We start from the raw sequence: 12520 nt of genomic DNA, 5'->3' as shown, positions 1-12520 counted from the left end.
AGGGCCGCCCTGAAGGCGGCCCTTTCGTATTCTGCATGGTGCGAGAAGACTACTCTTCGTCGCGGGCGTCGGCCTGGGCTTCCTCGAAGAGGGCTTCGGCAGCGGCGCGGATTTCGGCGCGGTCGGAGACGGGACCGGAAAGATCCTCGCCGCGCGCCTGGGCTGCGGCTTCCTCGGGGCTGCGGGCGACGTTCACCGTCACCGTGACCTCGACTTCCGGATGCGGCGACACCGTCACCTGATAGACGCCGATGGTCTTGATCGGGGCCATCATCTGGATGTGGCCACGATCGACCGTGACGCCCATGGCCGCAGCGGCATCGGCGATGTCGCGCGGCGAGACGGAGCCGTAGAGCTGGCCCGATTCACCGGCCTGACGGATGAGCGTGAAGCTCTTGCCGTCGAGCGATTTCGCTTCCTCGCCGGCGGCGGCGCGGCGCTCGGCGTTGCGGGCTTCGAGGGCCGCGCGATCACGCTCGAACTTGACCTTGTTGGCGTCGGTGGCGCGCAGAGCCTTGCCCTGCCGGAGCAGGAAGTTGCGGCCATAACCGTCGCGAACCTTTACCACGTCGCCCATGGCGCCAAGCTTGGGAACGCGCTCGAGAAGAATGAGATCCATCTGTGCGTTCTCCTTACTTCAACACGTAGGGCAGCAGACCAAGGAAACGCGAGCGCTTGATGGCCTGGGCCAGTTCGCGCTGCTTCTTGGCGCAGACCGCGGTAATGCGGCTCGGCACGATCTTGCCGCGCTCGGAGACATAGCGCTGCAGAAGGCGCACGTCCTTGTAGTCGATCTTCGGCGCATTATCGCCGGTGAAGGGGCAGCTCTTCTTGCGGCGGAAGAACGGCCGGCGGGCCTGGGGAGCTGACATCAGTTGGCCTCCTCGGTCGTCTCGTTGCGGTCATCGCGGCGCTCGCGATCTTCGCGGCGGCGCATCTGGGCGGACGGACCGTCCTCAAGCGCTTCGACCTTGACGGTCATGAAGCGGATGACGTCTTCGGAAATCGACATCTGGCGTTCCATCTCGACCACGGCGGCAGAGGGAGAGTCGATGTTGAAGAGCGTGTAATGCGCCTTCCGGTTCTTCTTGATCCGGTAGGTGAGGGACTTGAGACCCCAGTATTCAGTCTTGGTGACCTTGCCGCCGCCAGCGGCGATCAGGGCCTTGTACTGCTCCGTCAGGGCTTCGACCTGAGTCGGCGCAGCGTCCTGACGGGTCAGGAACACGTGCTCGTAGAGAGCCATATGGATTAGCCTTTCTTCATTACGTTTCGAGCCTTCAGCATCCGGCGCAGAGCCTCTTTCGAACCCGTATGAAAGGCTCGAAAGACCGGTCAACGAAAGAGCGGAGACACAGGAAGCCGGGGTTCAACCCCTGATCGCCAAGGCGATCCTTCCGTTCAGCCACCAGCCGGGTGCCTATCGGCAGCCGGGCTTATGACGGAAAAGATTGGGGAATGCAAGCATGGGGCAAACGCGGCCAACCTGCCACCCCGGGCTGTTTGCCATGGACCTGCGCAGCCAAGGCGTAAAAATGCCCAAAAATACAGCACTTTTTGTGCGTCTGCGGGCGTCTGCTTTCTTGCGGATCAGTCAATGATGAGTCATCATACCAGCATGCGAGTCAAGCTGACCATCAGAATGGTTCTGCTCCGCCTGAGGCGGATCCTCGCCGTTTGCCTGACGCTGCTCCTGTTTGCGAGCCTTTTCCTGCCGGGATTCAATGCGGTATCCTTGTCCAGCACAGCTCAGGCAGAATCCATGGCCGAAGACTGCCCGTTCCACCAGGGCGGCGGGCAGCAACCCGAGCGGCCGGGGCTGCATGACTGCGGTTGCATCCTGTGCTTTGCACCAGGCACGCCTTCAACCTCTTTTGAACCTGACGTTTATGTTCCGGCTCCGCTTTTGCGAGACGCCGGCTTGAGTTTTGCGACTGGGGTATCTGCAACACATGGTCGTCGCGAGACCACAAACCTGTCGACCGGCCCACCTATGCTCTGAATCGTCAAACGATGTACCGGAACGGGCTCCATGCGGGGCCCGTTTTCCTTTACGGCCTGCGGATGACCGGAACGTGAAACAACGCTGGACTTGTGCCCAACAAGGAGACCAAGTGTTGCGCGCTCAATTCTCCTCCCTGCTGACTGGATTGATTGCGTCCGCCATGCCCGTGCAGGCCGAAGACCAATCTTCCACGGCGCCCTAGGTTCAGACGACCTGTATTTCCGGCTCGATACAAACACCGAAACGGAATGCAGCCTGAAGTGACGTTGCGTCGATGATTGACAAGCCTCGGCGCGTGATGGAACGTGCGGAATAATACTTTCATGGCAATACATTGAGCGGCTCACAGAGCGTCATCGAATTTCGCAAGGTCAGCAAGCGTTTCGGCGATGTCACCGCCGTCGCCGACAATGACCTGTCGGTCAAGTCAGGCGAGTTTCTCTCAATTCTCGGACCGTCCGGGTGCGGCAAGACCACCAGCCTCCGCATGATGGCGGGGTTCGAGCAACCCTCATCCGGTGACGTGTTCATCCGCGGTGAGAACGTCACCGGCATTCCGGCCTACAAGCGCCCGGTCAACATGGTGTTCCAGCACTATGCGCTGTTTCCCCATCTGTCGGTTGCGGACAACGTTTCCTATGGCATTCGCCAGCGCTCGCCGAAACCGTCGAAACCGGAGATCGCCAAGGCCGTAGACGAGGCGCTCGCCATGGTGCGGCTTGACGGCTACGGCAAACGGCGGACCTACGAGCTATCGGGCGGCCAGCAGCAGCGCGTGGCGCTCGCCCGCGCGCTGATCAATCGCCCCGCCGTCCTTCTTCTGGATGAACCTCTCGCGGCACTTGACCGCAAGCTGCGCCGCGACATGCAGATCGAACTGCAATCCTTGCAACGCGACGTGGGGATCACCTTCCTTCTCGTCACCCATGACCAGGAAGAAGCGCTATCCATGTCCGACCGCGTCTGCGTGATGCGTGAGGGCCGCATCGTTCAGACCGGGAGCCCGCGCGAGCTCTATGACCGGCCGGTCAACCGCTATGTCGCGGACTTCGTGGGCAAGACCAATTTCTTCAAGGGCGCATCGGCGACCGGGATCCTCAGCGTGCGCCCCGAGATGATCGAGATTGCGCAGAGCGTGAAGCATCTGCCCGACGGGCTTTCGGCCCGCGTGCCCGTCAAGGTGCTGAACCGGATCTTTCTGGGCGAGCACACTGAATATGTCGTGGCCAACGATGTGCTGGGCCAATTCGTGGTGATGGCGCCGCGCAAGTCCGAGCGCGAGGCGGGGGTCTATGACATCGGCGATAGCATCGCTGCAGGCTGGCGTCCTGAGTCCGAACGCATCCTGCCGGACAATTGAAGTGAAGAAGACCAAAACAGGGAGAAGACAATGAGCAAGACACCGGATCATATCTCGCCGCAGAAGTTCCTCGAGGAATTGCGCCGCTTCCAGAAGGGCAGCGTCACGCGCCGCCACTTCCTGGGCGTCACCGGCCTTGGACTGGCGACCGCGGCACTGAGCAGCGCCGTGCCCGGCTTCAAGCCGCGCAAGGCCCATGCCGCGCTCTCGGGCACACTGAACGTCACGACCTGGCCCAACTATTTCTCGCAGGAGAATTACGACAACTTCACCAAGCAGACGGGCGTCACCATTAACGTCAATGTCTTCGGTTCCAACGAGGAAATGCTCGCAAAGCTGCAGGCAGGTTCAACCGGCTGGGACGTGCTGGTGCCGACGAACTACACGATTTCTACCTACAAGCAGCTTGATCTCATCGAGCCGCTCGATCTCAAGCTGATGCCCAACTATGACGAGAAATCCCAGGACCCGCGCTTCCTCGGGCCGGGCACCATTGACGGCACCGCCTATGCCGTGCCGAAGGACTGGGGCACCACGGGCTTCATCGTCAACACCAAGACCGCGACGCAGAACCCGACGAGCTGGAAGGAATTCTTCGACCTCACGCAGGGCCCGCTTTCCGGCAAGACCACGGTGCACGACTATCAGCTGACCACCATCGGCAGTGCGGCGAAGGCGCTGGGCTATGGCTTCAACACACTGGCGGAAAACGAGCTGGCGGAAATCGAGAAGCTGCTGATCGCGGTCAAGCCGCATCTCTTCGGCATCACGTCGGACTACCAACCGCCCATGCGGAACGGCGACGCGGCAATGGCTATGTGCTGGACCAATGATGCCGCTCAGCTCCATCGCGACATGCCGGAGATGCAATATGTTCTGGGCAAGGACGGCGGCGAGATCTGGGTCGACCATTATGCGGTGATCAAGGGCGCGCCCAACCGCGATGCGGCCTATGCCTTCATCGATTACATCCTCACGCCGGAGATCAACGCCAAGGAGATCGTGGCGCACGGCGCACCATCGACGGATGCACGCTGCAACGCGCTGCTGCCCAAGGAGATGCTGGCAAACCCCATCCTCTATCCGGCGGCCGAACTTCTATCTTCGCTTGAATATGGTGCGGCCGAGACGCTGACCAGCCCGGCCCGTGCTGAACTCATGGCCCGCTTCAAGTCGGCCTGATCTGTTGCCACGACGCGCTCTGACAACCTCCGTCATGCCCGCGCCAGACGCGGGCATGACTCTTCGTCTCGATGGAGATGGCGGGGTCATGCCTCGCCATGACGGCACATGAAGGAGGCGGCTCGTTCCCGCGCCGTCACGGCACTGCTGCTTGCACCCGCGGCGGTGTTCTTCGTGTTCATGCTGCTGGTGCCGCTGGCCGTCGTGCTCATCTATTCATTTGGCGAGCGCGCGCCCGCGGGCGGGTATTCGCCGGCCTTCACGTTCGAGAACTACGCGAATATTCCAGCGCGCGGGAAGGCCTTCTACAACACGCTCACGCTCGCACCGCTGGGCACCTTGCTTACGGCCGTCTTCGCGTTTCCCATGGCATACTTCCTCGCGGTGAAAACCAGCCCGCGCTGGCGCGTCACTATGCTTGTTCTGGTCATGGCGCCGTTCTGGACGAGCCAGCTCTTGCGTTACTATGCGTGGATGATGCTGCTCGGTGCAAAGGGCATTCCATCGTGGTTGGCGTGGATCGGCATCACGGATGTGAGACTCATCAACACGCCCTGGGCCGTTCTCATCGGCGCGGTCTATGGCTTCCTGCCGCTGATGGTGCCGCCCATCTATGTATCCCTCGAAAAGCTGGACAAGCGGCTGCTCGAGGCTTCGGCCGATCTTGGTGCCACGCCCGTGCGCACGTTCCTGCAGGTGACATTGCCGCTGGCGCTTCCCGGTGTCGCCACCGGGTCGATGCTTGTCTTCATCCTGCTGATGGGCGACTACATCCTTCCGCAGTTCCTTGGCGGCGGAAAGGTCTTCTTCATCGGCAACGCGCTCGTTGACCTCTTCCTCCAGTCGCGCAACTGGCCCTTTGGCGCGGCGGTGTCGGTGGCGCTTGTTGTCATCATGTTCGTGACGATCTATTTCTACATGCGGTTCGTGCTGTCGAAGTCCGACACGCGGCGCGCGGCCCTAGTGTAGCATGCTCAGGGTCTACGCCATCTTCATCTACATCTTCCTCTATGCGCCCATTGCCTTGATCGTCGGCTTCTCCTTCAACTCGGGAAGCTACGCGATGGACTGGCAGGGCTTCTCGCTGGCGTGGTATGCCAAGGCCTTCAACAACAAGCTGATCGTGGAAGCATTGGGCAACAGCGTTTTCATTGCGCTGTCGACCGCCTTTCTTTCAGCCATCTTCGGAACCTTCGCGGCTCTGGGGCTGGAGCGCGTGACGGGGTGGTTGAGACACACATTCGATGCGCTGATCTATGTCGCCATCATGGTGCCGGGCATCGTCATCGGCATCTCGACCTTGATCGCCTTCGTATCATTCTTCGATCTCGTCAATCCCTGGGTGACGGCGGCTCTCAGCTTCAAGCTTCAGATGGGCACCTGGGCGGTGATCGCCGCACATGTCCTGTTCAATATCGCGGTCGTGGCGCTCCTCGTGCGGGCGAGATTGCAAGGCATGGACCGCAGCTTGGTCGAGGCGTCAGAAGATTTGTATGCCACACCGCTCGGCACATTCCGGCAGGTGGTTCTGCCGCTTCTGGCGCCGTCGATCCTCGCGGGCTTCCTGCTAGCCTTCACCTTCTCGTTCGAGGATTTCATTATCGCCTATTTCGTGGCGGGACCGGATACGACACTGCCGATCTATGTGTTCTCCTCGATCCGAAGAGGCGTTACGCCAGAGATCAACGCGGTTGGCACCGTTGTGCTGCTCACATCCTTCGCGCTGCTTGTGCTGGCGCAACTGATCCTGCAGCGCGGGCACAAGACGGCACGCTAGCCGAGATAGCGCGCCTTGAGATGCGCTTCAAAGTATCTGGCATGAAGCGGTTCGCCCGTCGCCTGCCGCATGATCTCGGGGGTGGACAGCGTTGAAGCCTTCGACCATATGTTGGCGCGCCGCCAGTCGTTGATGGCGGAGAAGTCACCTCGCGCGATCTGCGCGCCTGCATCTGGAATGGCGCGCTCGACGGCCGCCCATTGCTGTGCCGCCATCATGGCGCCCAGGGTGTAGCTTGGGAAATATCCGAAGGCGCCTGACGGCCAGTGCACGTCCTGCATCGGCCCGTCCTTGTAGTTTCCGGCGGTCGACAGGCCGAGACACTCCTGCATCTTGGCGTTCCACACTTCGGGAACGTCTTTCGCTGCAAGCTTGCCGGTGACAAGATCCTGCTCGATCTCGAAGCGCAGGATCACATGCAAGGGATATGTGGCCTCATCTGCATCGACGCGGATGTAGCCGCGTTCCACATGATGCACATGTGCGAGCATGTCCTCGACTTCGACGCCGGCGAAATGCTCCGCACCCAGAATATCGCGCGCCAGCGGCAGGACGAAAGCCCAGAACTCCGGGCGCCGCGACAGTTGCATCTCCTGGAACAGGCTCTGGCTTTCATGTGCCGCCATGCCGCGCGCACTGGTGCTTGGCCAGTGGCCGAGGTCATGCGGAAGGTTCTGCTCATAGAGCCCATGGCCGGTCTCATGGAGGATGCCCATGAGGGAGGAAAGGAATTCATCGGTGCGATAGCGCGTCGTCATGCGGACGTCCGAGGGCACGCCGCCGCAGAACGGGTGATGCGAAATATCGAGACGGCCGTGGTCGAAATCGAAGCCCACGGCCTTCATCAGCGTGAGGCCCAGCGCCTTCTGCTTCTCGATCGGGAAGGGCCCAGCGAATTCCTTCAACGGACGCTTCGCGTGCCGCCGGGCCTGTGCGTCCAACGCCTCAGGAATGAAGCCCTTGAGAAAGCGCTTCAAGTCGGTGAAGACGGCCGCAATGTCCGCCGAGCGGCTGCCTGGGTCATATTGCTCGATCATCGCGTCATAAGGCGACAGCTTCAGCACCTCGGCCCGGCGGGCTGCTTCTTCCTTCGCCAGTTCCACGATGTTCTCGAAGGAAGGCAGGAAGTCGTTCCAGTCGTTCTTCGCGCGCAGCTGCCGCCAGAGCTGCTCGCAGCGCAGCCGGGCATTCACCTGCCTTGCCACAAAGTCCGACGAGAGGCAGGTGCGATTGATGTAGCTGCGCCTGAACTCCGCCAGCGCCGCCGTCTGATCGGCATCGAGGTCTTCGGCAGCGGCCGCTTCGATCCAGTCGGCGATGTGCGGGGCAGATGCCATCTCGTGCGCCATGGAGGCCAGAACCGACATGGCCTCGGCGCGTTTCTCTCCGCCGCCTTCCGGCATGTTCACAGCCTCGTCCACGCCCAGCATGGCCTGGGCATGGTCAAGGGCTTCAAGCCTGCGGCAGAGTGCGTCGAGTTGGGCAAAGGACATCAGAGCAACTTTCTCAAAGGCGGGACGCCTGATTTATGGCGCGGACGCCGCTCTCACAAGCCCGAATAGGCTTCCGCCCAGCGGCCCAGCGGGTCCACCGTGTGAACGCCCCTGGCTGGCGTGAAGGAGCAGTCTCGGCCCATTGCGGCTTCGAGGCCGAGGAGGGCGGCGCCCAGCCCCACGAGTTCGGGCTCGTCCACGACGGTGATCGGCTCGCGGAACATGCTGGCGCGAAGTTCCATCAGTGCTGTCGAGCGTGCCCAGCCGCCGGTCGCATAGAGTTGGCCTCGCAAAACGCCGGCGCGGTCGAAGCACGACAGGAAGTTCCGTCCACGAAGCGCCATCTCTTCCAGCGTGCGGCGGATGCAGGACGCCTCGTCATCGCCGGAGCCGTTTGGTTCGCCCGGAAGACGCGGCAATTGCAGGAGCGCCTTGGGAGCCGACTTCCCGTATTTCGCGTCGAGCGTCGCGGTGAACTCCGTTACGCCAACGAGGGCAAGGCCATCGCCGCACATCGCCGGAACCGTGGCCTCGAGGCTGTCGTCGATGTTGGGTGAGGCCACGCGCGTCTCGCCATAGAGGGCGTTGGCGGTGCCGAGTGAATCGATCCGCGCTTCCGCATTGAGACGCAGGATGGCGGAAGACGCGATCGGGTGATCATGCCCTCCCGCCACGATGAGGGTGGACGATGAGACTGCACCCGCCTCGCGCAATCGGCCGGGTCCCGCCGTGCCCGCGATCTCGCCGGTCTTCAAAAGGCGAGGCAGGGGCGGGGCTCCGGCGAAGGCGAGAGCGTCATTACTCCAGCGTCGGTTGACGAGATCATAGCAGCCGGTGCGTGCGGCGAGCGTCTCGCTCATGAAGGGCGCGCCGAACCAGAGCGAGGAGGCATAGTCGGTCAGCGTGATCCAGGTTTGGGCGCCGCCGATTTCGCTGGGCCGGTGCTTCCGCATCCACATCCATTTTGCGGCCGTTGAGTGAAAGTCGACGCGGGTGAAGTGCCACGCGGCACGGAACGCTTCCACCTCGCGCATCGCCCTCTTGTCGAACCATGGGATGACGAGGCCCAAAGGCTGCAGCGCTGTATCGGCGCACACGCCATCCTCGCCAACGCCAGCGGAAGATATGGCGGAGAGGGGCTTGCCCTTCGCCACCGCCCGCCAGCCCTCGATGATCATGTCCTCGATCAGCAGCACGAGGGCTGTCGCATCGGTTGCGATGCCGATGCCGTCGTCCAGCCGGGGTGAGGGGACCGACTTCACCCAGATGCTGCGGCCATCGCCATCGGCCAGCACCACCTTGACGTTCGTGCTTCCGATGTCGAGGCCGCAGCAGATCACGGCGTGATTACCAGCGGCGGGTGAAGACGGAGCGCGTGGCCTTCGCCATCTCGGAGATGAGCCAGCTGGTTTCTTCCGGAGGCCGCTGCCACACCTTGCGGCCCACGACCACGCCTTGCGCTCCAGCCTCGATGGCCTCGGTCACGTCCTTCAGCGTCGACTTCGCGTCGCCGGTCAAGGGACCGCCCGCGACCACGATGGGAATGTCGAGTTCAGCGCAGAGCTTCGCTGTCGCATCGGGGCCGGGGAAGGTGATCTTGATGATGTCGGCGCCGAGGTCATAGGCGACGCGCGCCACTTCAAGTTCCGCCTCGATGATTTCAGGGCTGCGCGGGGTGTTGAGGAAGACGGGCTCGACCATTACCGGCATGTGCCACTTGGAAGCCTCCGAGACGACCGTGCCGATGCGCTGGCAATAGAGCACCTTCTCGGCGTCGTTCACATTCCACGGCAGCAGCAGCTTCACGCAGTCGACGCCGAGGCGGGCAGCATCCTCGACACTCGCCACCAGCGAGCCGGTGCCCTTGTCGGCCGCACTCGTCGGCCAGAAGGCATCGATCGCCAGGATGCGGGCGAACTGCGGATTGGCCGCCATGTCGACCTCCGAGTTTTTCACGATCCCAGTCGAAACCATGAAGCCGGTCACGTCTTCCTTCAGAAAGCGGCGCATGACTGTCACTGGCGCTTCAAGCTGCGGCACGCGGCCCCAGACGAGCCCATGATCGATCGGAACCACAAGTGCGGCCCTGTCCGGACGAAGTACCCGGTTCATGCGATAGTTCGTGCTGTAGCGGCCCAAGGCTCAAGTCTCCGGTTGCAATGAAAGTTGCTGCGGAGACTAGACGGCAATACCGAGAAGCGCCAATGCGAAATTGCTGTCCTCGCCCCTCGCCGGAGGGGAGAGGAAGGGGACCTAACGAAGTTGGGGTAGGAGAGGGGCAATCGGGCCATGCAACACGCAAAGTCCGATTGCCCCTCATCTATCCCACCGCTCCGCGGCGGGCCCCTTTCTTCTCCCCGCCTGCGCGGGGCGAAGACTTCATCGAATGGATTTCAGCCCTTCGCCTTTTCCATCAGCCCGACGAAACGCCTGAACAGATAGTGGCTGTCCTGCGGGCCGGGAGAGGCTTCCGGGTGATGCTGCACGGAGAACACGGGCTTGCCTTCGAGCGCGATCCCCGCATTCGATCCATCGAAGAGCGAGACATGGGTTTCGACCACGCCCTGGGGTAGCGATTCACGGTCGACCGCGAATCCGTGGTTCATCGACACGATTTCCACCTTGTTGGTGGTGAAGTCCTTCACCGGGTGGTTGGCGCCGTGATGGCCCTGATGCATCTTCATGGTCTTCGCGCCGAGCGCGATGCCCAGCATCTGGTGGCCGAGGCAGATACCGAAAAGGGGCTTGCCTGAATCCACCAGCTTGCGGATTTCGGGAACAGCGTATTCACCGGTGGCGGCAGGGTCGCCGGGGCCGTTCGAGAGGAACACGCCGTCCGGGTTCATGGCGAGGATGTCCTCGGCCTTTGTCGTGGCTGGAACCACCGTGACATCGCAACCAGCGCTCGTCAGGCAGCGGAGAATGTTGCGCTTCAGGCCATAGTCGACGGCGACGACCTTCCACGGCCCGTCCTCGGCGCAGGTGTAGCCGTCCTTCCAGTCCCACAGCTTTTCGTCCCACTCCATGCGCTGGGTGAGGGACACGTCCTTCGCGAGGTCCATGCCGACGAGGCCCGGCCAGGCGGCGGCCATCTTCTTCAACTTGGCGATGTCGAACCTGCCCTTGGCATTGTGCGCGATGACGCCGTTGGGCATGCCTTGTTCGCGGATGCGGGCGGTGAGCGCGCGGGTGTCGATGCCGGACAGTCCGATGATATTGCGGGACTTCAGCCACTTGTCGAAGTGCTTGGCGGAGCGGTAGTTGGCGGGTTCGGTGATCGGCTCCTTGACGATGGCACCGACGACGCCCGCAGACGCCGCAAGGTTGGTCGTCTCGATGTCCTCGTCATTGGTGCCGACGTTGCCCACATGCGGGAAGGTGAAGGTGACGATCTGACCGGCATAGGAGGGGTCGGTGAGGACTTCCTGATAGCCCGTCATGGCCGTGTTGAAGCACACTTCGCCCACTGCCTCGCCCTCGGCACCGATGCCATAGCCCTCGATGACCGTGCCGTCGGCCAGCACCAGCAGGGCTGTCACGCGCGGTGCGTCCCAGTCACCGAACTGGGGGCGTGCGGCTTTCTTCGCCTTGGCAGGCTTCTTGACGGCGGGCATGGCGGACTCTCCGGAATTTGAGGCTGGTTAAGGGACCGGGGGCGGTCCGTCAAGTTTCCGCGGACATGCAGGTCCACAGGAAACGCCGCACCGCTTCGTCGGGCGAGAGCTCGATGGCGCGGGCGTAGGCCGCCGTGGCCTCCACTTCGCGGCCCAGACGCTTCAGCAGATCGGCCTTCACCGCATGGAAAGGCTGGTAGGCGGCGACCACCTTCTCTGGCAGCTGGGCGAGCAGGCCCAGCCCCTGTTCCGGCTCGGCAACGGCAGCCTGTCCCACCCGCGCGCCGAGCGTGGGCGAAAGCCGGACCAGTGCCGCATAGAGCATCGTCAAGGCAGCCCCGTCGGTCCTGCCGGTAAAGCGCCGCGCGGCATGGACCGACTGGATCGCTGCCTCGCACTGGAAGCGGCCAAAGCGCTCTATTTGCCCCGCCGCCCGCAGCAGCGCGTCGGCCTCCGCCATCATCGCCTCGTCCCACAGGCTGACGTCCTGGCGGTCGAGCGGCACGAAGCCGCCCTTGCGCCGCGCTGCTTTCCGCGCCTCGCAATGGAGCATGAGCGACAGGAGTCCCATCGCCTCGGGCTCGTCCGGCATCAGCGCCAGCACGGTGCGGCCGAGCCAGATCGCCTCGCCCGAGAGTGGTCCGCCGTCTTCCCAGCCCGCAGTGAAACCGGCGTAGATCGCCTGCAGCACGGCATCGAGCCGCTCCGGCAGCTCATGGGTGTCGGGAACGGCGAAGCGAATGCGCAATTCCTTGATGCGCGCCTTGGCCCGCACCAGCCGCTGGCCCATGGTGGCGGGCTGCTCGAGGAACACGGCGGCAATGCGCACGGCATCGAGGCCCAGTACGGCTTGCAGCATCATTGGCGTCTGGGCTGCCGGGTCGATCGCCGGATGGGCGCAGACGAACAGCAGCTTCAACCGCTCGTCGGCAAAATCGCCGCGTCCCGCTTCCATCATGTCGATGGCCTCCTCGATCTGGTTCACGAGATCGGGCTCGGCGGCTTGCGCCACCTTCTGATGCCGCACCGACTTCATGAGCGTGCGCCGCGCCGCGGTCAGCAGCCAGGCTTCGGGCGCTTGCGGCACGC

At 62.9% G+C, this 12520-nt stretch carries 13 protein-coding genes; 5 read left to right on the top strand and 8 right to left on the bottom strand.

The annotated features are described in order from the left end of the window. Positions 1-49: 49 nt before the first annotated feature. The 3 genes from rplI to rpsF are packed head-to-tail and all read right to left on the bottom strand — an operon-like array spanning position 50 to position 1246. A complete protein-coding gene (gene rplI, locus ACEW8Q_RS06285; RefSeq protein ID WP_373503198.1) occupies positions 50-619 on the bottom strand; it encodes a 50S ribosomal protein L9 in 570 nt (189 codons plus the stop codon). Positions 620-632: 13 nt separating this feature from the next. Beyond that, entirely contained in the window at positions 633-872 is a 240-nt protein-coding gene (gene rpsR, locus ACEW8Q_RS06280) for a 30S ribosomal protein S18 (RefSeq protein ID WP_373503197.1), read from the bottom strand. After that, positions 872-1246: a 30S ribosomal protein S6 gene (gene rpsF / locus ACEW8Q_RS06275; protein ID WP_373503196.1), complete on the bottom strand. Its 375-nt coding sequence runs from the start codon at positions 1244-1246 to the stop codon at positions 872-874. The genes rpsR and rpsF overlap by 1 nt, the downstream gene beginning before the upstream one ends. A 192-nt stretch (positions 1247-1438) precedes the next feature. Between rpsF and ACEW8Q_RS06270 the strand changes: the two genes are divergently transcribed. The 5 genes from ACEW8Q_RS06270 (at position 1439) to ACEW8Q_RS06250 (ending at position 6324) form a co-directional block, all read left to right on the top strand. After that, the gene (locus ACEW8Q_RS06270; RefSeq protein WP_373503195.1) at positions 1439-2002 is read left to right on the top strand and encodes a hypothetical protein; all 564 of its coding nucleotides are present in this window, start codon (positions 1439-1441) and stop codon (positions 2000-2002) included. Positions 2003-2339: 337 nt separating this feature from the next. Next, positions 2340-3365, top strand: coding sequence for an ABC transporter ATP-binding protein (locus tag ACEW8Q_RS06265; RefSeq protein ID WP_373503194.1), 1026 nt, complete (start codon positions 2340-2342; stop codon positions 3363-3365). Between the two features lie 30 nt (positions 3366-3395). Further along, positions 3396-4547, top strand: a complete 1152-nt coding sequence (locus ACEW8Q_RS06260) for a PotD/PotF family extracellular solute-binding protein (protein WP_373503193.1) — start codon at positions 3396-3398, stop codon at positions 4545-4547. A gap of 108 nt (positions 4548-4655) precedes the next feature. Continuing rightward, entirely contained in the window at positions 4656-5516 is an 861-nt protein-coding gene (locus tag ACEW8Q_RS06255) for an ABC transporter permease (protein WP_373503192.1), read from the top strand. Between the two features lies 1 nt (position 5517). Next, positions 5518-6324, top strand: coding sequence for an ABC transporter permease (locus ACEW8Q_RS06250; RefSeq protein ID WP_373503191.1), 807 nt, complete (start codon positions 5518-5520; stop codon positions 6322-6324). Here ACEW8Q_RS06250 and ACEW8Q_RS06245 read toward each other — a convergent pair. The 5 genes from ACEW8Q_RS06245 to ACEW8Q_RS06225 form a co-directional block, all read right to left on the bottom strand. Continuing rightward, positions 6321-7817 (bottom strand): carboxypeptidase M32, encoded by a 1497-nt coding sequence (locus ACEW8Q_RS06245; protein WP_373503190.1) that lies wholly within the window; start codon positions 7815-7817, stop codon positions 6321-6323. The genes ACEW8Q_RS06250 and ACEW8Q_RS06245 overlap by 4 nt on opposite strands. Positions 7818-7870: 53 nt before the next feature. Further along, positions 7871-9157, bottom strand: coding sequence for an FGGY family carbohydrate kinase (locus tag ACEW8Q_RS06240; protein WP_373503189.1), 1287 nt, complete (start codon positions 9155-9157; stop codon positions 7871-7873). Positions 9158-9164: 7 nt separating this feature from the next. After that, complete coding sequence (locus ACEW8Q_RS06235) at positions 9165-9956, bottom strand: class I fructose-bisphosphate aldolase (RefSeq protein WP_373503188.1); 792 nt, start codon at positions 9954-9956, stop codon at positions 9165-9167. A gap of 254 nt (positions 9957-10210) precedes the next feature. Then, the gene (carA, locus tag ACEW8Q_RS06230; RefSeq protein WP_373503187.1) at positions 10211-11431 is read right to left on the bottom strand and encodes a glutamine-hydrolyzing carbamoyl-phosphate synthase small subunit; all 1221 of its coding nucleotides are present in this window, start codon (positions 11429-11431) and stop codon (positions 10211-10213) included. Between the two features lie 49 nt (positions 11432-11480). After that, positions 11481-12520, bottom strand: a 1040-nt coding sequence (locus ACEW8Q_RS06225; protein ID WP_373503186.1) for an RNA polymerase sigma factor, incomplete at its 5' end; no start/stop codon positions are given.

Origin of the sequence: Aestuariivirga sp., assembly GCF_041738905.1 — a bacterium.
Taxonomy (GTDB): Bacteria; Pseudomonadota; Alphaproteobacteria; order Rhizobiales; family Aestuariivirgaceae; genus Aestuariivirga.
This window is presented reverse-complemented; position numbering and strand designations above follow the sequence as displayed.

Coding starts and splice junctions, on each gene's coding strand:
- ACEW8Q_RS06270 (WP_373503195.1), top strand. CDS start 1,439: ATGACGGAAAAGATTGGGGAATGCAAGCATGGGGCAAACGCGGCCAAC.
- carA (WP_373503187.1), bottom strand. CDS start 11,431: ATGCCCGCCGTCAAGAAGCCTGCCAAGGCGAAGAAAGCCGCACGCCCC.
- ACEW8Q_RS06245 (WP_373503190.1), bottom strand. CDS start 7,817: ATGTCCTTTGCCCAACTCGACGCACTCTGCCGCAGGCTTGAAGCCCTT.
- ACEW8Q_RS06250 (WP_373503191.1), top strand. CDS start 5,518: ATGCTCAGGGTCTACGCCATCTTCATCTACATCTTCCTCTATGCGCCC.
- rpsR (WP_373503197.1), bottom strand. CDS start 872: ATGTCAGCTCCCCAGGCCCGCCGGCCGTTCTTCCGCCGCAAGAAGAGC.
- ACEW8Q_RS06260 (WP_373503193.1), top strand. CDS start 3,396: ATGAGCAAGACACCGGATCATATCTCGCCGCAGAAGTTCCTCGAGGAA.
- ACEW8Q_RS06255 (WP_373503192.1), top strand. CDS start 4,656: ATGAAGGAGGCGGCTCGTTCCCGCGCCGTCACGGCACTGCTGCTTGCA.
- rplI (WP_373503198.1), bottom strand. CDS start 619: ATGGATCTCATTCTTCTCGAGCGCGTTCCCAAGCTTGGCGCCATGGGC.
- rpsF (WP_373503196.1), bottom strand. CDS start 1,246: ATGGCTCTCTACGAGCACGTGTTCCTGACCCGTCAGGACGCTGCGCCG.